Origin of the sequence: Pseudomonas sp. GCM10022186 (assembly GCF_042656385.1) — a bacterium.
GTDB lineage: Bacteria > Pseudomonadota > Gammaproteobacteria > Pseudomonadales > Pseudomonadaceae > Metapseudomonas.
The window spans coordinates 79,070-103,301 of the sequence record NZ_JBHSOU010000064.1 but is presented as its reverse complement, the minus strand read 5'-3'; the positions used below and the strand labels follow the sequence as shown (position 1 = coordinate 103,301).

Below are 24,232 nucleotides of genomic sequence, written 5' to 3'. Positions count from 1 at the left end.
TGAGTATCCGCTCCACCGCAACGGCCAATGACCGTAGCCGACTTTTGTCGGTCGGAGCGAGCCAGTGTGGGCACCGACATGCTAGTTCACCTCCCGCCAGGACGCCGCATGGGAATGGGTAAAGAAGAGGCTCGCGCCACATCCATCCGTAGCCGCAGTCAGGTCGACGAGCAGGCCTGCTACCTCCCGATGCTGGCTCCCGTCTTCGTCTACTGGAAAGTTCCGCATGACCTGGGTCGCCGAGGACAACGCCTGAAGGACTACTTTGCGCGAGAGTGCATCGCCTAGCGTCTGGTGATGGAACCTGCACAGAATCAGCAGATTTGAAGCACCTATGTGCCCGTTGTTTTGAAGATGATCCACGTGATGCGCCTCTATCAGCCCCTTTCTATGCAGCGGCAAATAGACGTAGCTGCGCGGCGGCGCTACCTCCAAGACATTACGCTCGCCCAGGCAGGCCTGGCAGTGCCACGCGTAGTGTTTTTCCTTGAGGAGGCCGACCTGTTCATCTTCCTCAATGCTGTGGCGTTTCTGATCAGTCTGACCTGGCCGTGAACGCTTCCGACGGCGCTGCTTCTGAGGATCGAGATAGGTAGGGTTGGTTATTAGCTTAAGCGGACCAGGGGCAGGAGCTACTGGCCTCTTTTCCTCATCAGCAATCCCATGCCCTTGGTGTGCGGCTTCGGGGTCTTCGCTGCCCGCTTTAACGCCATCCATCTGCGTTGACACTGCTGCGTCGCCTTCTTCCTCCCAGATTTCGCTCAGATCGTCGTAGGTCGTACGCCTTGCTTGGCTATGGACCGCTTTCATCAATCCGTACTCATACAGTGAACTACTTCCAGCCACAAAGATCTCGTCTGCCAGGGCAGCATAGAAAGCGAGTCTACGGTCCGCACTAGCGTCGATGCATATCTTTCGGGTGAGTTGATCAAAGCCACTCTGCACGGGAATCTCATACTCGCGTTCGAACACGGAAAATATCGCGGTGAGATTCGCCGCTATTCGTACGCCCTTGATCTCTCTCAGAAATTGTCGCCATCCAAAACGCAATACGTTGTTCGGCACATCATGGACAGGCAGACGTTTGGTGAGAGTCTTCAGTATCTCGCTCGAGCAGACGAGCTCTAGCTCCCGGTCGAGAGACTCGTCAGAGGATGTCCCGGATCCAGTAACCAGACTTACCGGCTGGCCCGCGAGGTCCCGCAATGACTTCACGCCGACAGCCCTCAGTATGTCGAGGATACTGCCGTCTACCCGGGGGTCCTCGACGATCGCCAGTTGCATTCGCGGCTGATCGTTGAGTACGTCGTTCTGCACTTCCGGAAAATCCGGGAGGAAGACCTGCTTCGCCTTCTGCGCGCGCTTGATGCTGAGAAGCGTAAATTCGCGTTGCCTGTCGTGAACAGGTACACAGGGTTTTTCTGGAGACGATTGAGCCCATTTGACGGGGCCATGCCTGCGGTCATACCAGTGACGAACGATCTGCTGCCTGTGCTCGCGCTGTATGCGAACAGGCTGGGTAGCAAGCCAATCAAAGAATGCTTCTGACAAGTGCTCTCGCAACGCGCCTCTGACAACGCCCGCCTGTTCGAGCAAAGCAGCATGATCGGGCACGTCAGGCGCCGATTTCATAGGGGTCTTCCACCGCCCCCACCAGTCAGTCGTGCTTGGAAAACACAGCTGGCCAGGCGCGTACAGTCGTGCGTCGAGCTCGATCATCTCTATTTCGGAGAGTTCGGAAAGATCGCGCCCAGCCGCCCTGTAAGCCCTCAGCCGGCTAAACAGTGCCGACCGATCGGGAGCCTCACGAAAAGCGCGCAGGATCGCCGACGCACTGGGCTCAGCCATTGCACCGAGACGCCGGTAAAGAGCGCTTCGTTGACCGGCGACGATATCCTCATCAAGGAGCGAGCAACTTGAGGTATGCGCGCTCTGTATGTGCAGATCCTCAATCTCCTTCAGTTCGCCTGCCAAGGAGAGAGACTGATGTGATTCCGCTATCTGCGCTACGGGGAAGTCATTGCGCCATAGAAACTCAAGAACCTCTTCCGTTCTGTGGACGATCGCCTGCAGCTCAACGGCATTGCCCTGCGCCTGGGCTTCATCGGCCATCTCTTGTCGCCTAGCATGCCAGGCAGAAAGCTCTTCATCCGTTGGCTTTGTTCGTAGCCGTAGGATGGCGTTCGAGGCAGTCCGCAGTCCCGGAAACGCCACAACGGCATCAGACGGTAGAGGGTGAACCTCAGCGATCACTTGCCGAAGAAATGCGGACTTTGGCGCGCAGTAGCGATCAAGGCCATGAAACGATCCGTCTTGCGCCGGCCAGATAGGATATTTGGCAATTGCTGCGAGGGCTTGCGTCGAAAGCTCGCCGTAGTTCTTCCGGAGCCATTCGAAAAATCGCCGTCGTCCCTCGGCTATCACGTTCGAGAAATTGCGGTTTGAGACATGCTCATCAATGTTGAAGGCGGCGACCTTACCTGCCCCTTCCTTCATGATCGTGCTTTTGACTAGCGAGCTATGCAGAAGCGCAGGCGGTACTACGCCAGCGACTGGGGGGGCGGCCTTCAAACTTCGTCTTACCTCGTCCCACCTTACTGCCTGTCCGTCTTCAGTGGGAAGAACCGATTTTTTGCGCAGATTACGCATAAACTCGGCGGGCAACGTGGATGAAAGCCTTGCGATCTCCAATGCACGAACGGCAATCATGCAATGCTCGAGCCACTGCTTGAAATCGGCCGGTTTTGGATCTGGGGCCCGGATGAAAACCGCTTCGGCTGCGTCCTGCTCCGAGAATCGTTCTATTCCGGTGTGACCAGCAGCCTCCAGACGCAAAAGAGTTTCCACAAACTGCGTAGGCGTCTGAGCATGCAGTGCCTGACCGTGCAGCGCGGCGACCGCCACAAGGTCCTTGTTCAGCGCACTCTCGTTATGCGTTGGCGCCGCCACCAACACTGGCATTTCTGGCGCTGAGCATGAAAAGGTCTTCGAGGCACCGCGCCGACGCTCTCTCACAGCAACCGCGAATGCACCCGCTTCAACGAGCTCACGCGCTAGCTCGTCTTCTGCCGTCTGATTTTTGCGTTGCGAACTAAAGGCGAGACGCAGGGCAAGAGGTCCATGCAGCGGGACCAATCGACTGAACATCAGGTCGACGAAAGCCTGGCGGCCAGTTTGGGTAATGAGTGCATTTCGACCGTCATCGCTCAGGCTATGCCTCGCACGCCCCGAGATGAACGGCCCGGATACATCGAACCCCCAGCCGTTGCTCACATGCTCTCTCGGGTATGCGATGGGATACCGCAATCCACCAATCCCCGGCTGGGGCACGAGCTTACCGTCGACATTCCAGCTAATTTCGCCAAGGATTCTCTTGCCGCTTCGGAACAGGCGGGGGACCTTGGCGTGGTCATCCGCTGCGAGAACAATTTCGAAGGGGACGCAGAGTCGTCTCGCGACAACGCGCCCCCTACTGCCATTGTCCGATTGCTTGCATTCTCGAAGGTAGAAACGCGGTATACGAGGGACCGGCGAACTGGAAAACACGAAAGTGATCCGTCTCGATCCATGTGCCAGCATGAGCTCATAACGCCATGAACGGCTGGGCTCAGATGCACAAATAAACCGGTCCGCAGACCGCATGACCGAGTCCTCAAAAAGACTGGTAAGCACAGCCTGGTCAATGGGCTCTAACGGATTTCGCTCAGGTACATTGAGTGCTCGCGTGCGATAAGGAATGGTGATCCGTACGCCTGTGGTTGGTGCGGTCGGATCCGAGAGTGGGGGCCACACACCAGGATAGAAATCATCTGGTCGACTTTCACTCCCCCGCGCGGTGAGATCGATTCGTTGCCCGTTTGATTGGACAAGAATCCGGTCTCCAATGAGGAATGCGGAGCGCAGTCCGTGGTTCTTGGATCCGATGCCGTCTTGCTTGGCGGCTACCTCCGAACCCGCTCCGAGAACATATCTCAGCCGTTCCCAACCAGCCTTGTCGATCGGCGAGCCATTGCCAGAACACGTCAACGCCCCCACGCCGAAAACGATTTCGGTGCGGGTTGCGCCAGCGTCCAACTCGTTCTGCACAAGCTCGATTACGAGATCATACAGCGACAGTTCGCTGAGAAACTGGCTGACAACAGCAGGAACATCGATATTCACCTCGGGAGCACCTTCCCGGGTGTAGCTTGCTGGTTGCTCGGTCAATTTTTCCCCGCATTATTTTTCTAGTTCGTCAGTAGAAGCGAACTAACGACGAAGAGTACACGCGCAAGCTAGGTATGGCACAAATTGCAGCGCTATGCCTGATGACCTTGCCGGCCGTCCAATCGCCCATGTTGTCGGCGGACTGCGCACTGAATCCGCACGTGAGCCACTCAAGCAAAGATGAAATGCCCTGCATTTAAACTTCAGTGGCACCTTACAGGGCGGCCCGCCATTTGGATGTCCGTTCGCGAGGACCGGCGCATGCCTGCACTCGACCGCCGTCTGCCTTTCGCCAGCGGCAAACGCCCCAAGAGTTATCTTGAGGGCGTTTGTGGCATTGCCCCTTAGTCACTACACATCAGTCCTGAGCAGATTCGATTCGAATAAATCTCGATCACACATTACAGCAATGACATCACCACCAAGGAGGTTCACCCCATGTCATTGCAGTGTCCTCGCTGTCACTCCCCAAAGGTCGCTTCCTTCCATCACGCCATGAAGGTGGCTGCTGCTGTCGGCACTTTCGGCGGGGCTGCAAGAGGCATCAGTTCAGCCCTGGCCGGCAGCCAGGCTGGTGCAGCCATTGGCGTCATTGCTGGCCCGATCGGCATCACCCTCGCTTCAATTTCCGGTGCCATTCTCGGCGGGCTAGTCGGTGGCGTTGGCGGCTGCGCGCTTGGCGCTCAGCTCGGCGATAAGCTCGACCGCCACGTACTCGCCAATAACCTCTGTCTGCTCTGCGGGCATCGATTCAACCTGCCGGCCTGATCGGCCACTCTCCCCTATTCTGTCCATTACGCCCAGACGGTGCTGCACACTGCGCAGCGCTTTATGCCGGCCTGCACCCAAAGGAATCACAACAATGGCTCACCTTATCGAAACGATGGCCTACGCTGGCGCAACGCCCTGGCACGGTCTCGGCAATCAACTCACCCAGAAGCAACCTATAGAGATCTGGCAACGTGAAGCCGGCATGGACTGGCAGATCCAGGAAAGCCCCGTGCACTTCAAGTCAGATGCCGTCGGCCACCTGGGCGCTATCCACTCCTTCCCCGAACAGAAGGTGCTCTACCGTTCGGACACCAAGGCACCGCTATCGGTGGTTTCCCAGCGCTATCACACCGTGCAGCCTCGTGAAGTGTTGGAGTTCTACCGGGACCTCACCGAAGTCTCCGGCTACGAGCTGGAAACCGCCGGCGTGCTCAAAGGTGGGCGCAAGTTCTGGGCGCTGGCACGGACAGGGCAAGGTGCAGCCCTGAAGGGCAATGACCAGGTCAATTGCTACTTGCTGCTGGCCACCTCCTGCGACGGCACCCTGGCCACCACGGCAACGCCGACCACCGTGCGCGTAGTGTGCAACAACACCCTGACCATCGCCCTGGACGGCACCAGTCGAGCGATCAAGGTGCCGCACAACACCCGCTTCGATCCCAATACAGTGAAGAAGCAGCTCGGCATCGCGGTGTCTGGCTGGGACGATTTCATGTACCGCATGCGGGCGTTGGCCGAGCGCAAGGTGCAGTGGCATGAGGCGCTGGGCTTCTTCATGAACGTGCTTTGCGAAACCACGCCCACCGCCGCCTTGCCGGAAGTGCTGCCCAACGAGCGCGCCCTGCGCAAAGTGCAGAGTCTGTACGAGGGACGCGGGCGCGGCAGCAGGCTGGAGTCGGCCAACGGCACCGCCTGGGGTCTGCTCAACGCGGTCACTGAGTACGTCGACCACGAACGCCGTGCGCGCAGCAATGAGTACCGCATGGACTCGGCCTGGTTCGGCCAGGGGGCGCAGATCAAGCAACGCGCGCTGGACACCGCCCTGCAGTTGGTCGCCTGACCCCTTACCTCTTCCACCCCATGACGCCCGGTCAGCCTCGCGCTGATCGGGCGTTTTTATGCCCGCAAGGTGAACGCGATGAAAGCGACTCCATTGAGCAGCAAGGGCAAGGCACGCCCGGCGCTGCGCCTTATCAGCACCAAGGAACTGCCCCGCGAAGACTGGCTCGCTGTACGCAAGCAGGGCATCGGCAGCTCGGATGCGGCCGCCGCGGTAGGTCTGAATCCCTACAAGTCGCAGCTGGAGCTGTGGCTGGAGAAGACCGGCCGCGACGCGGCACTGCCGAAAGCCGATCCTCAGGATGAGGAAAGTCCGATGTATTGGGGCAACGTGCTGGAGCCCATCGTGGCCTGGCATTACAGCAAACGCAGCAAGAACAAGGTACGACGCATCAACGCGGTGCTGCAGCATCCGGATCCGCAGCTGCCCTGGATGCTCGCCAACATCGACCGCGAGGTGATCGGTGCCGAGGATGTGCAGATCCTCGAATGCAAGACAGCCGGCATAAACGGGGCACGCCTCTGGAAGGAAGGCGTGCCCGAGTATGTGCAGCTGCAGGTGATGCACCAGCTCGCCGTGACCGGCAAGCAGGCGGCGGACGTGGCGGTGCTGCTCGGCGGTCAATCGCTGGAGATCCATCGCATCGAGCGGGACGAGCAGATGATCGCCCGCCTGATCGAACTGGAGCGCAAGTTCTGGACCTACGTGGAAACCGACACCCCACCACCCGCCGACGGTAGCGCGTCGGCTGAGGCTGCTTTGCGCTGCCTCTACCCCGAGGACAACGGCCAGACCGTGGACTTCAGCGGCCATGCCGGATTGGCGGCGGCCTACCTGGAGCTCAAAGCCGTTCGGCAATCGATTGGCGAGAAGGAAACGCGCGAGGCCCAGCTCAAGCAGATGCTGCAGCAAGCCATGGGTGAGGCCACCCGAGCGGACTTCAGCAACGGCTATATCAGCTGGAAGAAAGCCAAGGACAGTACCGTGCTCGATGTGGATCGGATGCTCAAGGACAAACCCTACCTGCAGACCCGCTACACCAAACTCAAGGAAGGCACTCGCCGCTTCCTGATCAACTGATTCATTTCCCTTATCCCCTCTTGGCCACCCGGGCGCACGCCCAGTGGCCTTTTTTCGCTTTCAGGAGAGCACCATGCTGAAAGGTCTGGCGATTACCCCGCCCATACTCGGACGAATTTCCATCGGCAAGGTCATGGAAAAGAACGGCAGACGCCTGCCGGAGAAGGATGACCAGTTCACCATCACCTCCCAGGTGCAAGGCAAGGACGGCTGGCTGCTGCATCCCCTCAACGAGGAACTGCGTCAGAGCAAGGAGGACAAGTTGCGCAGCATTCCGATTCGCCTGCTGTTTAACGAACCGGAATTGAATTTTCGCGCCGATTACACACTCTTCGATAGGCAATCCGGCCGCCCGCTCTGTATGGGCAACGGCGAGACCTGCAAGCGTGTCACCCAGGACGGCATGCAGTCCCTGCCCTGCCCTTCGCCGGATGCCTGTCCGCTGGCCAAGGGCGGTGCCTGCAAGCCGTATGGCCGACTGAACGTGGTCATTGGCGATGAGGATCCGCTGGGCAGCTTCGTGTTCCGCACCACCGGCTTCAACAGCATCCGCACGTTGGCGGCACGCCTGCAGTACTTCCAGGCCATCTCCGGCAATCGCCTGGCCTGCCTGCCGCTGGAGCTGCGCCTGCGGGGCAAGTCGACTCGGCAGAGTCACGGCACACCGATCTTCTACGTCGACATCACTGTGCGTAGCGGGATGAACATGACCGAGGCACTGCAGGCGGCCAATCTACTCGATACACAGCGGCAAGATGCAGGCTTCGACCAGACAGCTCTAGACGATGCCGCCCGGCACGGCTTCGGCAATGGGGCTTTCGAGGACAACGAGGAAGACAGTGGCGCCATCGTCGAGGAGTTTTTCCCGCTTCCTGATCCGAGACAACCGGAAGTGGATTCCTCCACACCAAGCAGACCCACCTTGGCGGACAAGTTGGAATCACTGGCTACCGAAAACCCCTGACCTGGAGTCTCCCTATGACGCTACTTCGCTTCATCGTCTGCGTGTTCGTCTTCATTGGGACGATAGCCGCCGCGGGGGCGTTCATCTTGGCCTGCGCTCTGCTGCTGCGCTTTCCGCTCGTCCTGCTCGCGGTACTGCTGGCGTGCGGGCTCTTCGTCGGCGTGCTGCGAACGGCCGGGATCGGGAACTCGGCCAGCGCACCGCACGACGACGGTTGGTAATGCGAATGCCAACCCAGCCTGCCCCCGGTTCCATCACCGCTCCCACAACCCGCCGTCATGGCGGGTTTTTCTTTCATGCGAGGAAATACCCATGGGCCAACACTGTTTGATCTGCGACTCCAGTGCCGTACTGCCCAAGGACGCTGCCTTGGGCATCACCTTATTAATTGGAATACTGGATGGCGTGCTGCATGGCATCCGCCAGCCTGGCATGCCCACCCCTGCGACCGACTCACGGCCAGGATCCGCGCTGGGTGAGCTGTTGGAGGCCACATTCTGCGGCGCTGCCGGTGCACTGGCGGGCAATCAGGTTGGCCTGCAGGCAAGTCAGGACGTGGCGAAGTTCTGGTTTGGCAGCCACAACTGCCTTTGTCTGCGCTGTGGCGCCACTTTTGATGAACAATCAGAGGGGAGGTCGTCAGGTGATACCGGCTAATCAGCTGCGCTGCAGGCGCTCCGCTAGGCTCTCGACCAGCCCCATGACCAATTGCCGGTCCGCTTGGTCTAGGGTCGACAACAGGTATTGGATGCGGCGGGCCTGATCCTCAGGGCGATGGCTGGCCTCGGTCAGCAAATCGGCCGTCTCGCACCCAAAAATTGAGGCCAACTCCATGAGGCGCTCGACATTGGGCATCACCACGCCGCGCTCGATGCGCGACACCGCTTCGTTGCCGACCCCCAAGCGCTCGGCAACTTCCTCCTGAGTCAATCGACTCCGAATGCGCTGACGAGCAATGGCCCGACCAACCAGTCCCGCCAGATGCTTCGTATCGGTTTTCTGCATGGCCCCTCCAAGTCAACTTGAATGGTCGAGTGCCATCCTCTTGACATGAAGGGCTTCAAAGGTTGTCATCCAACCCACAGGGTTGAATTTCGTCCGCACGCGATGACTTATCGAAGTTTCGTGCATCTCCACAGCCCCGCACCCTGCATGTCGAGACCGATAAAAAATGAAACGGATTCAATACGAAGACCTATCCACTTCCACCCTGACCCAGCTGATCAATCGCAAGGAATCCTTCGAGGTCGTTGGCCCTGGCGGCCGCCTGTTGAGCACGGTGAAGACGGTGGAGAACAAGATCGAAGCGAACGGCATGACTTGCCGGGTCTACACCGTGGGGCGCATCGGCGCGGTGGCTGGGAGTTTCTTTGGCGGCATAACCGGGGCGGTGGGAATCCTCTCTGCCGCTAGCATCGCCATCCACAACATCATGACGTTCAACCCGGACTACGAGATCGAGAAAAACCCGATCGATAACCGGATCGTCGTCAAGTTCAAGAAATAATTCATCCCCAATAGGTATACCAACTTGAAAATGCTCAAACTGGCTCTTCTGACCACGCTAACTGCTGCAGCTCTTCCGGCTATGGCCGCTGAGTACGTGCTCGGTGTCGACTACCAACCCTGCCAAGAAGAACTCAGGCAGGGCAGGATGATCAATTACCACGAATGCACTATCCCCAGCGCCAAATCCACCTACAGCGACGTCTACATCGACAACAATGGTGTGCAACGGGTCGCCGAAGTGAGTGGGATCTATCTGGTTCATTGCAGTGAAACGCAGAAATGTGCGATTACACGCTCCCCCACACACCCGGATGGCGAATACCGTGGCGATGCTCCGGCCGGCAATTACGCCCTGACTTACAACTTCTACATCGGTACTGACGCCGCCGGCAGGCCTGTTGCCTACGCGAAAGGGCGTGGTCCGAAGTTTGGTGAAGAGCCGTTCGGTTCAGAGTGGGACCTGGAACACAACCCAGTCGCCCCTTGGACGCCTGAAACTGACGCGAAACCCGCCCCGGCCACCACTTTTAAGTTTGAATATAAAGGATAAGATCGGTATCGCTTACTTCAGCCTGATACGGAATATCAAGCCTCATCAGAATGGATGAGAGAGTGATATAAAACAATCTTAATAAGCGGTATAGACCAGAGCGGGGTAGCCTCACGGCTGCCCCGCTCTGGTGGGTCAAGTCATTTTTCTTTAATTAGACATCTCTTCTTAATCGTCTTGAATCAGACACGTGGCCCGTAGGGATCTGTCAGGCGCTGCAGCAGGTCTTTGTGACGTGCCTCCAGGTCAGTAAGCGTAAAGCTCCCCATCGCCAACAACCGCTGCGAGTTTGGAAGGCTTTCCACCCGATCCTCAAAGTAGCGAAGCACTCACCGCCTATGCCATACGGGCCGCAGAAAAGCTTGGCAAGCAAGGATCGCTATGTCGATAAGTCCGAGTTAACACGCGCACCGGGATGTTAAACCCCAGCGAAACAAAATACGCCAACGACATCCTTTGCTAGCTGCCCTAGACGAACCTCCATCCTGCAAATAGACGGCGTTTCATGGACAAGAAAACGTGTCGCTGAAAATCCTTTTCGAGCACACGTTGAACTCATATGTCGTCAGCAGCGACACATTGTGTTCACGTGGGGGTCAGCGCCTCAAGCCTGCTGGAGGTGCTTTTCCAATGCGTTCGGTCATCGTCTTGACTACCAACGAACCAGGTTTCGCTGCCTGGAGTTCGGGTCCGAAATCTTCCATGCGTACATCAAAGACTGAGATAGCCAGCTGCTCTGAGCCGTGGGAATGGGAAATCAGCCGTCGGTGCTCCTTGTCATACGGTGCTTGAGCAGTCGACCCTCCAAATTCACCGATGTTCGCAATGAGGACGTGTTGGTACATGTGGTAACGCAAAGCCGCGACCATTCCGTCGAACGTTTTCACGTCTTTGTTCATCGCGGCGACAACGTACATATGACTCTCATCTCTGAGGTCAGCAGCAAGCGCGAGGTCCGTAGCATCAAAGCAGATTGAGCCAGTCAGCCTATAGGGCATCGTGGACGTATCTACAGTATCTGACAACTCAATCACCACTTGGTACGGACGCCAAGAGCTAATACCAAGACTTTTCTCCTCAGGCGTGAGGTGATATTTGCCTTGATCGACCTCCACCCATGACCTTCTGCCAGAGCGTCTTTGAGGAACCAGCCAACGGGCTGTATTGATGGAGTTGTTAGTGCCTGGCTCCTTCGCCCCGAGAAGCCCGTAGAAGAGCATTGCGCCAGTTGCATCAGAGAACGCTCTCATGAGGTCTTGATCATCAACATGTATGGTCAACTCGGGAAACACTACTAGGTCAAAATGCGGCTTTTGTGAGAGCCCTAAGACATAGTCTCTTGCAGACAAATGTTTGATTGCTAAATGCAAAAGCGCTGCCGTGTGATTACGGTGCTTTTCCCTATACCCCGGAGCTTCGAATCCTTCTAGCCCGGAGGAGAAATGATCGTGCAGAGGCATTAGGCCTTGCACCATCGCAACACGAAGCCCTCGCTCCGATTTCAATGGCCATTCGATGGGGTACCGATAAATCGGGAGATTACTGCTGCTGCCATATATCTGTGCCTGGGCTTCAAGTCGCGCCCTGACCACTCTCTTAAAGTCACGGCGTGTCCTAATTTCCGCCACTGTGGACCTATCGTGTTCTATGACACCTGGCCATCGGAGGAGCAAGAGGAGTAAAGATGAAAACCACGGTGTAATGGCAGCGTTAGTACCACGGAGCGCCTCGGCCGTATGCAACATGCCCGTACGGCGTTTGTGCCAAGTGCTCCGCAATCCCCGGTACCAGCCTGCATCTTCCCGGGCGAGCCAGTGACGTGCCGTGAAATCGGCTTCGCCTGTCGCCGCAGACCGAAGCAGCCGTCCAAACGCGTACATCCAGGCATCATTCTCTGTGCACCATGACGGCGTTTCATAAGTACTATCGCGAGCTTTGGATGTCGGAACTGCACGCACCTCTATTTCTGTAAATCGAGGGTCGTTGAGCTTTTCCCAGTTTTCGCTTCTCACTTGGACGTTCAACGGTGTCAGCAACTCCGGATCGAACTCTCTTACGCTCCTTGCCTGACCTAGCGCCAGAGCCAGCTTAAGTAGTGCATTCTCTTGGCTGAATGGCCCCGTAGGATGCGTGATGACGGTCATCAGAGGCAGCCATTTCCGCGCAGGAAGAGGGGTGAATCCATCGACCCACTTCGCAGCAGAGTATTTAGTCAGATACTTCGGTGCCCATGAAACCAAGCGCGGTATGTCAGCACGTTTGGATGCGATGATGACAGCGAAGAGATCGGCCGATGTTTCAGCAATGACCTTCCAAGCGCGCGAAACAACGGATTTGTCTTTTCCTACACAGAATCGCTGGAACCAGCTTATATAGTGGGGAACATCTCGTAGCAGCTGATATCCCACCAGCGAGATAACAAGCTCCTCTTCTGTAGATATGTCCTGCCCGGATGAGGGTGAGCTGACAAAATCCTGCAATACGCGATGGAAGCGTAGTTCAGCCCCTGGAAGGCTGATGGCGGTTGGCTTCCGCAGCGCAGCCAGCAGCAAGCTGCCCTGTTGTTGCACATACCAGGGGACATCGGAAAGCTCCAACACCTGAGCTGCCAGCTCGGCAAGGGCTTCCCTATAGGCATCAACGTCCGCCACGCTGAAGCTCATGTCCTGCTCTGCCGACCACCCCGTCTCAGTCGCACCTGCTTTGAAGAGATCGGCGAACACGTAGTAGGCAACGCGCCTTTCGTAATCTGTTGTAGTAAGCGAAGTTTGGACTTTGCTCAGCAATGCCTGCGAGACAGGCCCCAGCAGCTCGGTGCTGGGGTACAGATCAAGGGCATATCGGAGAACCTGAACCAGTGATGGATTCACTGCCCAAGCGGAGACAAGGCGTCGTGCGGCCGCCTGAAAGTCGTGCATCAGGCCATCTTTTGCCGCCTCATCCTCATTGTTTTCCGTCAGGTCAGTCATACTTCGGCGCATGCGCAGGGAGCGCACGAGTCGATATGCCGAGAATCGCGTCAACGTGTCATCACGCACCTCCAGCTTGGTCTTTGCCACAGAGGCCAGCCGAAGGAAATCGTGTTGCTGAGGCGAGGCACTCTCTTCAATCAGTCCCAGCTCCGCTAGCGACAGTAGCCCATTGAGACCAGCCTCGGCTTGGCGCAATGAGTCTAGGTCGAACGGCCCACTTAACTGCTGCTGGAGTGCCTTCATCCGAGCTGCCGTACGAGAATCGCCACCGACCTCTCTCAGTTGCTCGATCTGTGTCTTCGCGATGTTGAGTTGTAGCCAATTCGCGGGTTTCCCTTCAGGCGTTGTGTGCTTCTTCAACAGGCCCTGAATCCACTCACTGACTTCGTTATTGAGCTCCGCCTCGCTTAGAGCTTTGCCGTCATTATCAATCGAGATAACCAAGCGCAGGTCATCGACATATCGACAGTAATCATGGACATGAAAGCTTCTTCGTCGAACACGTTTTCCTATGAAGTTGCCGACAGCTCGATCAAATTCCAGCAAGTATGCATTTGCGAAGAATCCACTGGAAACTAGCCCCTGAGGCAACCCTGCTGGAAGCACGCCGCCTCGAAACAGACCAGCAAGACTCTCATCCTGAATGCGCCAATGAAAAGTTAGGGCGCTTCGCGCAGCCTTCCAAAACGACTCGCTTGATGGCTTTCGCTCCTCGTCTTTGGCGGAGAATTCCTCATACGCTTCTCGCATGTTCTTAACGAGCAGTTCGATGTCAACATTGTCGAAAAACGCACTTATATCGAGACTGACAATGAATACGCTTGCCGCACCATTAGCTTCAGCTGCTGCGGCAACTGCTATAGGCCGCTCCACAAAACGCTGATAGTCCTGGAAGTATCTGCTGTAGGTGTTGGAATTCCCCCAAGAAAAACTTGCTACAGCATGGTCGCTCGACCATGTGCAAAAGAGACGATTACCGTAGCTGAAAACTCCACTAGCGGAAGCCTCTAAGGCCGGCAGGGACGTGTCACCTTGCGCTGACTCAATGCAGTCTGCAAGGCACAACATTACGGCTGTGGCAACCGTTTGCTCGCGAATGCCAATGTGGGCAAGCGGGCGTAAGACTGGCGAGTCCTCCCCTCCCCCCATCCGAGGGGCCCAGCCACCTTCGCTTGTGGGCTTGAAGGTCCAGAGCCCATTTTTAGGCGCGGGAACCAGCCATGCTGGCATTGTCTCATAGGTTCCGCTGGCAATAGCTTTTGACCAATCGGCTAAATTGCTCGCCAGGCAAACTGCAGATGCATCTAGCTCTAGAGTATCCGCATACCAATTATGTTGCCGTATGAATGTATGTGTTTTCTTCCAAGCTTGGGCAAGGACAACTTCGTCTTGAAGGACGGCTCTCCGCGGAAAGAGCCTGTCATACCGCGCATCCACTACGCTCATTTAAACCCTACAATAGCACTCAAAAGAATAAACAGCTGATGCATGACAAGATCAATGAAGCTGAAAATATTTAGCCGCACACTAAGGAAAACTCCAAACAACTAAAACATGCCACTTTTAGTAGCTCTGATCACAAGCCCCAGAAAGTAACTGGGGCCGATTCAGGCTATCGAGCAATTCATGATATCCCTTTGGGCAACCCTGCCTTTGATCCATTCCTGAACCTCACTCTCAAGCCAACCGACGCTGCGCCCCACCAACGGGATAGGTCTCGGAAATCCACCCTCACCGATGAGCTTGTAGATTGTTGATCGAGCAAGGCCGGTGGTCTCGATGACTACGTTCAGACGAATGACTCTCATGAAATATCTACCATACCGAAACGAACCACCAAGCCATCAAGTTCAGCAGAAATTGCCCAACTGCCTTTAACAGCTTTCACGTCAAGGAACCAATCAGTTATAAGCAAGCTTTCCAATTTTTCCGCTTTGCCGAGATATTCAACTCCGCCATAAGCCAGTGCATGCCAAAATTTCCGAAATGAAGATCCTTTAGCCTCATTATCTGACGAGTTGAGATAGATTTCCTTCAGCCTTGAGAGGAGCGACAGATTCAGTTTTGGGGTAAATCTGACGACCGATGCTTAATGCTCGATGGGAACGGGCAATGTACCAAGCGTTCATTCTCACATCCCAACTGCGGACAGTACAAAACTGCTCCCAGTCGAGCTCAATGATGCGTTCAAGCGAAAATTCGTCATTGATAAGAACGACCAAAATGAATTCAAAGAGTCTTCGATCCTTGTCGCCTGGATCAGGATATACCGTCCCTGTCTTCCTGGCTCTTTGTAAAGTCTTGATCGAGTATCGGTTTCCATCTCTGGAGATGGCATCAATATTTTTTGTTCCTCTCGGAGCTGGTGCTAAAACCGGGAGATCCGGTCGCTCTTTGAAAAGGGAAATGGCGAGCTTTTCACCGATCTCTCCAACGTTAAAGCTCAATCCCCGTTGCCTAGCTTCCCTGTCAACTGCACTGCGAAGCTCTAGAAGATCGATATCGCGTAAAGACTTAAGGTCCACATGGTTTTTTTTGCAGCTGTGATCGCTTTCTTTCATAAATACTTCGCAGCTTCATGTTTTTTTGGCATCAGTTTTAGTCTACTTACAAGCTCATTAAGCAGTACCTGATTGACCACTTCACACTCCCAAATCACAAAGACATGCCAGCCTGCAGCTTCTAACTCTGCGCGGACCTCCGAATCGCGCGCCTTATTACGCGCCAGCTTTTCAGCCCACCACTCCGTACGGGTTTTGGGGATGCGGAAGTCTTTGCATCCATCATGGCAGTGCCAGAAGCAGCCGTGAACGAAAACAACAGTACGCTGACCGGGAAACACCAGGTCCGGACTCCCCGGCAACCGCTTGTCGTGCAAACGATAGCGTAGCCCGGCCGCCCAGATCGCGCGGCGCACCGTCATCTCAGGCTGGGTGTCCTTGCCCCGGATACGGGACATGTTCTCGGATCGGGTCAACGGTTCAGCTTTGGGCTTCCGGTTTTGCCGTTCCTTTTGCTTTTCTCCCGAACGGGATCGGTCAGAACCCGCAGCCATTGTTTGCTGCCTTGATGATCGCGCCAACCTCATCCATTCCCAACGATGGCAGATTGACCAGATCGATGGTGTATTTCACTGAAACCACCCCAGAAGGTAGGGAAAAACCGTCGGGGAGACGAGGAAAGTCGTCGTCCACGGCGTAGACATCTGCACCCCGCACGAAGAAGCGCAGAAGCTCTCCAGAGCTCCTTACCTCCTCAGACCATCCCATGTTTGCCATCTTGGTCATAAACAGGTCTAAGGCGGCCGCATCTCCTCGAAGGAGGTCAATGATGGCATCCACGTGGCTGGCCAGCGACTCGTCGCCGCCAATGCTCTCTTCCAATTGAACAGACACGAACAGCAGTTGGCATCCAGCAGGTGCACACAGCTGGTCCAGGCGAGAGATTTCATGCTCTGGACGACTCTTGCGCGTAGTCTTCACCTCGATATGAAGTTGATCGCCGACGAAGTCGTGACGCTCAAACTCCGGGCCGCTCCACTGATCGACGGCAGCTGGCCCTAGAATTGGAATCATCAGCGAACGAAGCACCAACAATTCCCCAAAGAGGCCTATCTGAACAATCTTGTCCATAGCTTGGCGAGCAGGCTTCCAGGCTGACTGCCATGTGCGAACGATGGCAGCCACAGCCTTCCATGGTTCACGTGACTGGCGCACAACAGCATCAACAATCTCGTTGCAGAACGGGGTGAAGACCTGCTCATGTGATGGCGGTGCCGAAAGATCCAGAACATCCCCCGTCTCCAAGCGCCGGTGCCGTATTTTCAGTCCATTCAAGTCTGCAGGTGGTGCCCCAGCCGGTCCCTGGGCCACGGGGATCAGCAGGTGAAGCAGACCGGCTTGATCCATTGCCGAGGACAAAGTGGTTTCATTGCCGTCAACGATGATCGGAATGACTGCGAGAGCATCCTCGCTTTGTGGCCGCTGGGCTCGCAGCTGTGACCAATGTGTGGGTGTAAGACCATCAACCATTGGACACCATGCTGTTCATAATCCACGTCGTTCCCGCGTCCGACGTTTGCGGCAGGCTCAAGGCCAATGCAATAACCGGCTCGCTGCTCGAAATGCCGAGGTATTCAGGGTCCAACGGATAGATCAGAAGAAGACCCTGAGTGGACGGCCTGGCCGCGCGCATGGCCTCGGCGTCATAGGCACCGCTGTCCCGTTTGTAGGCATCCGGACCTCGTGGCAGATCTACGCCCTCGTGCGCCGGATCGGTCAGGATGCCGATGCTTTCGCTGCTGACGCGCTTGCGTCGGACGAGGCCTATCTCCCGGCCGCCTAAGGCAGTCGACCTGCCATCCGCCGGAGACGCCACAAAGACGGACCAGTCCGTCAGTTCACCGATGGTTGACCGCCCCATGATCCAGTCGGCCAGCAGGTCATTGCGGAAGACGACAATGTCATCGTGGATCTGATAGCCCCGCAGAAATGCCGCGATGGTTTCTGGAGGCACGTCTCGCACCAGCATTCCTCCTTGGCATTTTGCTGAGGGAGAAAGCTCCTCGATAAGTCGGTCAGTCAGAGCGAGGTTTGATTGCAGCTTCGCCGAGTCCGAAAGGGGCAACAGAACCGTCTGCGGGTGTTCACCCGACCAGGAATCCTGCTGCGACAGCGCAGTTCCGGATTTATTGCGTGCCGTCAGCAGGAGATCACTGTGCGCTCGAAGTCGGATCGCCATCTGATCCGGCCGGCGGCCCGCACGAGCCAGGGCAATGATCGAGTCACGTAGCGACTGCTCGACCAGGGCCAGCTCGGAAAACCATCGTGCTATCCCGTCAGTCGTCCATATCCGGATCAGGTCCTCGTAGCCACGACGGAACCCATACCAGCGTGCCATCTGGAGCAAGGTGTCACACATTGACGCCGTGCGCAGAAAATAGGAAACCGTCAGCCCCTCAAGGGTCAGTCCTCGGGAAAGTCGATTGCCTCCAACTGCTACTATGTGCCTGCCTGGTTTCTCGTCATATTCCAGATTCTCACCGGTGACGCTGTTGAGTTCGAGGACCACGAGTTCCCGAAGGACGCCGATAGCGGCCTTGAGGACGGCTTCATCGTCGGCGGGAGCATCGATACCGACTTTCATCCCGTCCCAGACCGGACCAAAGATTCCTTCGAGCCGCTGTCCTTGGCGGTCGGCCTCACGCCACAGGTCCAACTGGTCGCGGACGGCATCGGCAATGCGGCTCTGATCAGCCGTCCGCTGACTCACATGCACGAGCATGGTATGGGGCTTGCCCGCGAACCCCCGTAGAATCCGCACGCCTCCCGCCAGACAGAACGAAACGACAGCATCCGCCAGCGAGTTCGGCAATGTGTCAGCCGCCTGCTCCAAGACGATCTCGGTCCTCCGGCGTCTGCGAGCTCCCCGCAACGCCTTCACATCCTCCTCGGCCACCGTCCGCAGAACATCACGTCCTTGGGCTGATACGCCGAACAGCTCCTCGGTACCTGTGTACCCGTTCGGCCGAGGCAACTGGATGACAAAATCCTTGGGGAAAAGATCGTCACCCACGTGGCGATCAACCGCCTCCGGGTTGATCAAGATGTTGGCAAAAGGTGTGGCTGTATAGGCTATATAGGCCGCCTTCTTTGTCCGCTTCAAAATGGAGCGGATAAGAGCATTGGTCCGGGAAGGCGCGAGATTCTCGTCTTCGTCATCCTCGTCGCCGACCGATGCATCAAGTGGTCTGTTGCCTTTGGTGTTGATAGATGCTTGATCGGCTTCGTCATCAATAATCAAGACCGGCAAATCATCAAGAAACTGCTCTGATGACTCCAGCCAGCGGTCCAGCTTCTGGAGGACAGGAACGTTTTTCTTAACAACGGCAAGGAACGGCCCTTTTGATTGGAGGACGTTTTCCTTCTGAACCTGGAAATCCTCGGTTGGCGTCGTCAGGGTGACCCATTCACTGGAATCATCCAGCTCATGCAGATCGATGCGCTGATCGCCAACCAATTCCCGTTCCAAGCGGTTTTGGGTCTGATTCCGAAGAGAATCATGGATGCCGGATAGAACGATCACCATCCGATAACCAGCGTCCACTGCGCGTGCAGCAACGGCGGTGTAATTCGCCGTCTTCCCGCTCTGCACATAGCCGACCACAAGCCCCCGCCCTTGAAAGAGCGTGCTGGCTTTCGGATCAGGCAGATACTGCAGAACCCGTAATGATTCTGCAGACACCGAATCCACCTGCTGGTGCTCCCATTTCGGATCCGAGCGCAGCAGCACCTCAAGCCGTTTCCAATACCACCACGACTTGGTGGAGAGGCGGTCAGTCCAGCTGGGCCTCTGTGGTACCGCGCCGATGACCCGAACAGTGCCCATCAAGACTCTCTTCCAGCCATCAATTGCTTCTGGGTCTCAACTTCATCCAGTCCGCCCAGGAAGGCCACCAAGTGTGCAAGCGCCTGTGGATCAGACCGGAGTTGCTTCACCAGTGCGGACAGGCTTGGGCTGAGTTCGCTTACTTGAATGTCGACGGAACCGGTCAGCCCCTTCGTCACTTTCCACATGAACTTGTCGGTCTTGACTTCTTTCACGCCGACACGCGGCAACGGGGTTGATGATGTATTTGGTGTTCCGGCAGGTGTAGGTGATGGTGTGGAGGTCGATCCAGTGCCATTTGTCACGCCACTACTGCTTCCGGTGATTTTCGACGCGGGGGCATTGGCTGGGGATGCACCGGATGTTTGCCTTGGCTTCCGGTACTTCTTCTGACTGTCCTTGCGGGCAACGCTGGCGAGAGTCTTGATCTCAGCTTGAAGCTGCATTGGAAGCTGAACGATCTGTTTGCTGATATTGATCTTGAATGCGTCGTCCAGCACCTTGTCGAAATTGACTACCACTCGCGCAAGCTTGGTCTTCTCATCGTTCGTCTCCCAAATCTGATGCCAACCACCCCACTTGATCAGGCGATCATGGCGGTAGATGAAGAGCCCCTGCGTTTCATTCCTTTTGCCGTGGAGACCGATCAAGTCCTGGGCACGGCGAGCTTCGGCCGCCTCCCCATCCTTGTGGTACTCAGCGATCTCGTCCTCAGTGGGGAGAAGGAAGGCCTGGACAAAGACCTTCCCGTCCTCACTTTCGGTGGGTATGCGGATCGTTTTTGCGTCGTACGACGAGGTCAGCGGATGTCCTACCGGGTTGTTCGGTTCGACGCGGTTGCCGTTGATGGTGATCGTCACCTTCTTCCGGCCTGCAGCCTTGGCTTCGAGAAAACGGTGGAATACCAGCGCGAGATGGCGTTCCAGAAGCATGATTTCTGACGAATAGGGATCAAGACCTCGGGTGGTCGGCATCGTCTGCGGCGGGCGCATATCCTTCCAGAGCACGACTGTCCCATGATTTCCGAGGGCTGCCGCCCCCTGCTCCCACGGTTCCAGCGGGTCCGACTTGGCGATCCAGCCGTCCATGTCGTCGACATCCCAGGTGAGATGATTGACCTGCGCGCCGTCGCATTTGGTCACGACAGTGAAAACCTTGGCCTGCGACCAGGACGCCCCCTTCAGACCGTAGCCGTACTTGCCGAGACTATTGTTCTCGTATTCGGAATCGCTGCCGAGCCGCATTGCCTCAGCCAGCGTGGCTGAATCCATGCCACAACCGTTGTCGGTGATACTCATCCATCGGCCATGACCACCGTCCGGACGACCGAAGGTGATGGCGATATCAGTGGCGTCGGCGCTGATGGCGTTGTCTACCAAGTCAGCGATAGCGGACGGCATAGTGTGCCCCACCGCCGCTAGGAGATTCACCAGACGAGCAGGATTGGGGGGCAGTTTGACTCCATTCTTAAGTGACTTCACAGAGCCTGGTTCCTCACCTAATTCCATTTTAGAGGGAGTGAAAAGATCCGGCCGCGCTTCACTGAGGGTCCGCCACGTGCGCTCCCCCTCGTCGTCGTGAAGGGCGATCATGGCCGACTTGGCCAGCCTGCTGCTTTCTCCATCGGCAAGTATTAACTTGGTTACCTGATGCTCCGCAGGAAACACAGCCCACGACCCGATGGCTGGACTTGCGCCGGCCTCGATCTCCATGGCAAACAAGCAACCTGGTGCTACGAAGTGATAACACTTGTCGGTGGGGCAGTTGCCCTCCATGCGCCAGTTCTTATCTTGCCGCTTCAGCCACTGATGTGCCTCACCGATCCCACCATCGGTATCATACCGGAGGGCCATCTCAATGGTGTCGGAGTCTTTTGCCGCCGGGAATACGCGGTCCACTACATCCCAGTCAAAGTTGACAGCACGTTGCTTTGAGCCCTCCTTCCCCTGTCTGCGATACTCGTGAAACATTCCGAGCTCACTGTGGGTGAGAATTCTTAGTATCAGGAAACGCATAGTTCCTCGCTATTCCTTCCTGTGGTCGTGGCCAACGTCTTCTTGTTTAATCCAAGCAGTTCTCTACGTATGTCGGGCAGCGTCTGGCAACCGATCATTGATCGTATTGTCGTCGCAATGGAATAGGCTACGAGCGGAGGTACAGCATTACCAATCTGCTTGAATGCCGGATTCATGCTTCCACGAAAAACAAACCCGTCGGGGAATGATTGCAACCTTGCAGCTTCACGTACTGAGATGGTTCTTGCCTGCTCGCTGTCAAAGTGAATGTGGCTGTATGAGTCCTTGCCAAGATGAGCGAGAAGGGTGCGCACTGGTTTGTCCCGATACAGCTTCCACCACTTATTTGGAAACTTTCCGGGGTCGTAGGGAAGCGTCCATGACTTGATGAGCTCGTCCATCTGAGTCGTATCCGGTGATTTACCTTTGCCAGATCGCCACAGTTCGTTCATCAACTGCAGCCGCTTTTCCTCGACAAATCGCCAAACCTCCGGGTACTGCCAGCCCTCTTCCATTAGATTGAAGATCTTGTAATCGCGCGGAAGGTATCGGATCACGTGACCCGTGGTCCGATCCTCGGTACCAAAGCTTGGCCATTGCCGCATTAGTCTGGACCATGCGGTTGTTGGCGTGCCTGAGGTGTACTGCACAGACTCGGCCGGATCTTTTCGGCCGCGTGAGATCTGACCGTTGTCCAGCAAGTCAAGAGCGTAAATCGGAGGCAAATCGGCAAGTGCCTCACTGGCGGTGGTCGCTGAAGGCAGACCGTCTTCAATGGACGGATCATTGATCCAGCAATGGCTATGTTCTTTCCACATTCCGTGTATCACGGACTGCGGAATCAGTTTCCGCGCTGTCGCCCTGGTACCCTCGTAGCCAGAGGGGAGGATCGAAAAGTGAGTTGGAGACGGAAAGAGGACGTCCTGATCGAGGTCTTTGTGAACTCCGATAAGGAACATCCGCTCCCTGGTCTGGGGAACTCCGAACCACGAGGCGTTGAGCAGTGTGTAGCGAACTATGTAGCCTTCCTTTTGAAGGTGTTCGGCAACGGTCTCAGCAACATTCTTGCCCCCGTGATTCAGGATGTCAGGCACGTTCTCCATGAGCAGAGCCAGCGGCTTGGTTTCACGGACGTAGTGCAGGTAGCGCTGCCACAGGTTTACGCGACCATCCACCAGGAACGCGATTTCGGCATCGTCCTCTTCGCGGCGATGCGCTTCAGCACGGAGCTTGGCACGCCCAACACGGGAGAAGGCTTGGCAGGGTGGTCCCCCGACGAGCACGTCCACCTGTTCGTCCACAGCGCCACCGATTCCTAGATCACGAAATATCGATACAGGATCTTCTTTTGTGATGTCGCGCGCCTTGAAATGGGCCTCCCGGTTCACACCGTGGCTTATCCCCGCAAAGTTGGCTCCATGTGACTCTGCGGCCCATGAATCGAATTCTACCGAGGCAACCAGCTCGAATCCGGCAGTGGCAAAACCGAGAGAGATTCCTCCACATCCGGCGAAAAGATCCATGAATCTCGGCGGATTGCCTGCGTTCAGCCGGGCGATCTTTCGCCGGATAGCGTTAGACCCAGCCATTGCCCAAGCCCCTGATGTTGAGTCGTACAATGCAGCCCATATGGGGCCTGCTGAATAGAATTCTGCTGCTCATAGTTATTTCTCTGTGCCTTCTCGCGCCTGTATCGCCTGCAGCCCTTGTTGATCAGCGCCGTCATCCTCGCATCGTGCAGGACGCAGATAGCACTCTGCTTTCTTGATCGATCCTAATCCCCAATCGCTCTCAAGCCAATCTCAATTGGCAACCAATTGGCAACCAGGAGGATCGCTATTAGATCAGCCATGAAAAATTGCGGGCATAAAAAAATCCAAGCACCCGTAAGTGCTTGGATTTTCTAGGGATTTTTGGTCGGGACGGAGTGATTCGAACACTCGACCCCTTGCACCCCATGCAAGTGCGCTACCAGGCTGCGCTACGCCCCGACGTTTGTTGCTCGTTCCGTGTTGCTGGAACGGAGCGAACTATACATTAAGCTTTTGAATTGTGGAAGGTTTTTTTAAAAAATCTTCACTTCCGCAAAACCTGGAGGACGTCCTCGAGCTCGGTGATCATCTGGCGGATGAGCTGCCGGTACTGCGTGGTGTCTTCCTTGGCTTCATCCCCGGAGAGGCGCTGGCGCGCCCCGCCGATGGTAAAGCCCTGATCGTATAACAGCGCCCGGATCTGCCGGATCATCAGCACATCCTGGCGCTGGTAGTAGCGCCGGTTGCCGCGCCGCTTTACCGGGTTGAGCTGGGGAAATTCCTGCTCCCAGTAACGCAGCACGTGGGGCTTGACTGCGCAGAGTTCACTAACTTCGCCAATAGTGAAGTAACGCTTGCCTGGAATGGGCGGTAACTCGTCGTTATGACTCGGTTCCAGCATAAGCTTCGACCCTGGCTTTGAGTTTCTGCCCTGGACGGAAAGTGACCACACGGCGCGCCGTGATCGGGATCTCCTCACCTGTCTTCGGGTTCCGGCCAGGCCGCTGACGCTTGTCGCGCAGGTCGAAGTTGCCGAATCCGGACAGCTTCACCTGTTCGTTGTGCTCCAGCGCCTGACGGATTTCCTCGAAAAACAGCTCCACCAGTTCCTTGGCTTCCCGTTTATTCAGGCCAAGCTCTTCATATAGACGTTCAGCCATCTCAGCTTTCGTCAGAGCCCCCATAC

20 protein-coding genes and 1 tRNA gene are annotated in these 24,232 nt (G+C 56.4%); 8 read left to right on the top strand and 13 right to left on the bottom strand.

Annotated elements, in window-relative coordinates:
• Positions 1-81 precede the first annotated feature (81 nt).
• On the bottom strand, positions 82-4,161 hold the full coding sequence (locus tag ACFPU0_RS22825) for a hypothetical protein (RefSeq protein ID WP_377695573.1): 4,080 nt from the start codon (positions 4,159-4,161) through the stop codon (positions 82-84).
• 483 nt (positions 4,162-4,644) lie between these two features.
• Here ACFPU0_RS22825 and ACFPU0_RS22820 point away from each other — a divergent pair, with 483 nt between their 5' ends.
• The 6 genes from ACFPU0_RS22820 (at position 4,645) to ACFPU0_RS22795 (ending at position 8,738) form a co-directional block, all read left to right on the top strand.
• Positions 4,645-4,974 carry a hypothetical protein gene (locus ACFPU0_RS22820; RefSeq protein ID WP_377695572.1) on the top strand — a complete coding sequence of 110 codons (330 nt, stop codon included), beginning with the start codon at positions 4,645-4,647 and terminating at the stop codon, positions 4,972-4,974.
• Between the two features lie 94 nt (positions 4,975-5,068).
• Positions 5,069-6,037 carry a DUF932 domain-containing protein gene (locus ACFPU0_RS22815; protein ID WP_377695571.1) on the top strand — a complete coding sequence of 323 codons (969 nt, stop codon included), beginning with the start codon at positions 5,069-5,071 and terminating at the stop codon, positions 6,035-6,037.
• A gap of 78 nt (positions 6,038-6,115) precedes the next feature.
• Positions 6,116-7,117: a YqaJ viral recombinase family protein gene (locus ACFPU0_RS22810; protein ID WP_377695570.1), complete on the top strand. Its 1,002-nt coding sequence runs from the start codon at positions 6,116-6,118 to the stop codon at positions 7,115-7,117.
• Positions 7,118-7,190: 73 nt separating this feature from the next.
• On the top strand, positions 7,191-8,081 hold the full coding sequence (locus ACFPU0_RS22805; protein WP_377695569.1) for a hydrolase or metal-binding protein: 891 nt from the start codon (positions 7,191-7,193) through the stop codon (positions 8,079-8,081).
• A 14-nt stretch (positions 8,082-8,095) separates the two neighbouring features.
• Entirely contained in the window at positions 8,096-8,302 is a 207-nt protein-coding gene (locus ACFPU0_RS22800) for a hypothetical protein (RefSeq protein ID WP_377695568.1), read from the top strand.
• Positions 8,303-8,393: 91 nt separating this feature from the next.
• A complete protein-coding gene (locus ACFPU0_RS22795) occupies positions 8,394-8,738 on the top strand; it encodes a hypothetical protein (RefSeq protein ID WP_377695567.1) in 345 nt (114 codons plus the stop codon).
• Here the strand turns inward: ACFPU0_RS22795 and ACFPU0_RS22790 are convergent, their stop codons facing one another.
• The gene (locus tag ACFPU0_RS22790; protein WP_377695566.1) at positions 8,739-9,086 is read right to left on the bottom strand and encodes a helix-turn-helix domain-containing protein; all 348 of its coding nucleotides are present in this window, start codon (positions 9,084-9,086) and stop codon (positions 8,739-8,741) included.
• A gap of 166 nt (positions 9,087-9,252) precedes the next feature.
• Between ACFPU0_RS22790 and ACFPU0_RS22785 the strand changes: the two genes are divergently transcribed.
• Both ACFPU0_RS22785 and ACFPU0_RS22780 read left to right on the top strand, forming a co-directional pair.
• Positions 9,253-9,588: a hypothetical protein gene (locus ACFPU0_RS22785; RefSeq protein WP_377695565.1), complete on the top strand. Its 336-nt coding sequence runs from the start codon at positions 9,253-9,255 to the stop codon at positions 9,586-9,588.
• A gap of 24 nt (positions 9,589-9,612) precedes the next feature.
• Complete coding sequence (locus ACFPU0_RS22780; protein WP_377695564.1) at positions 9,613-10,140, top strand: hypothetical protein; 528 nt, start codon at positions 9,613-9,615, stop codon at positions 10,138-10,140.
• 596 nt (positions 10,141-10,736) lie between these two features.
• Here the strand turns inward: ACFPU0_RS22780 and ACFPU0_RS22775 are convergent.
• The 11 genes from ACFPU0_RS22775 to ihfA form a co-directional block, all read right to left on the bottom strand.
• Positions 10,737-14,180 (bottom strand): RNA-directed DNA polymerase, encoded by a 3,444-nt coding sequence (locus ACFPU0_RS22775; protein ID WP_377695563.1) that lies wholly within the window; start codon positions 14,178-14,180, stop codon positions 10,737-10,739.
• Between the two features lie 539 nt (positions 14,181-14,719).
• Positions 14,720-14,920: a helix-turn-helix transcriptional regulator gene (locus ACFPU0_RS22770; protein ID WP_377695562.1), complete on the bottom strand. Its 201-nt coding sequence runs from the start codon at positions 14,918-14,920 to the stop codon at positions 14,720-14,722.
• Between the two features lie 198 nt (positions 14,921-15,118).
• On the bottom strand, positions 15,119-15,673 hold the full coding sequence (locus ACFPU0_RS22765) for a hypothetical protein (protein ID WP_377695561.1): 555 nt from the start codon (positions 15,671-15,673) through the stop codon (positions 15,119-15,121).
• Positions 15,670-16,167 carry a very short patch repair endonuclease gene (locus ACFPU0_RS22760; RefSeq protein WP_377695560.1) on the bottom strand — a complete coding sequence of 166 codons (498 nt, stop codon included), beginning with the start codon at positions 16,165-16,167 and terminating at the stop codon, positions 15,670-15,672. Before ACFPU0_RS22760 ends, ACFPU0_RS22765 begins: the two co-directional genes overlap by 4 nt.
• On the bottom strand, positions 16,151-17,143 hold the full coding sequence (locus ACFPU0_RS22755) for a PD-(D/E)XK motif protein (RefSeq protein WP_377695559.1): 993 nt from the start codon (positions 17,141-17,143) through the stop codon (positions 16,151-16,153). The genes ACFPU0_RS22760 and ACFPU0_RS22755 overlap by 17 nt, the downstream gene beginning before the upstream one ends.
• On the bottom strand, positions 17,136-19,499 hold the full coding sequence (locus ACFPU0_RS22750; RefSeq protein ID WP_377695558.1) for a Z1 domain-containing protein: 2,364 nt from the start codon (positions 19,497-19,499) through the stop codon (positions 17,136-17,138). The genes ACFPU0_RS22755 and ACFPU0_RS22750 overlap by 8 nt, the downstream gene beginning before the upstream one ends.
• Positions 19,499-21,514, bottom strand: a complete 2,016-nt coding sequence (locus ACFPU0_RS22745; RefSeq protein ID WP_377695557.1) for an ATP-binding protein — start codon at positions 21,512-21,514, stop codon at positions 19,499-19,501. The genes ACFPU0_RS22750 and ACFPU0_RS22745 overlap by 1 nt, the downstream gene beginning before the upstream one ends.
• Positions 21,502-23,037, bottom strand: a complete 1,536-nt coding sequence (locus tag ACFPU0_RS22740) for a DNA cytosine methyltransferase (protein WP_377695556.1) — start codon at positions 23,035-23,037, stop codon at positions 21,502-21,504. The genes ACFPU0_RS22745 and ACFPU0_RS22740 overlap by 13 nt, the downstream gene beginning before the upstream one ends.
• Before the next feature lie 391 nt (positions 23,038-23,428).
• Positions 23,429-23,505: transfer RNA gene (locus ACFPU0_RS22735), tRNA-Pro, on the bottom strand.
• Between the two features lie 85 nt (positions 23,506-23,590).
• Positions 23,591-23,947, bottom strand: a complete 357-nt coding sequence (locus ACFPU0_RS22730; RefSeq protein ID WP_377695555.1) for a MerR family transcriptional regulator — start codon at positions 23,945-23,947, stop codon at positions 23,591-23,593.
• Positions 23,928-24,230, bottom strand: a complete 303-nt coding sequence (gene ihfA, locus ACFPU0_RS22725) for an integration host factor subunit alpha (protein WP_044874623.1) — start codon at positions 24,228-24,230, stop codon at positions 23,928-23,930. Before ihfA ends, ACFPU0_RS22730 begins: the two co-directional genes overlap by 20 nt.
• Between the last annotated feature and the right edge of the window lie 2 nt (positions 24,231-24,232).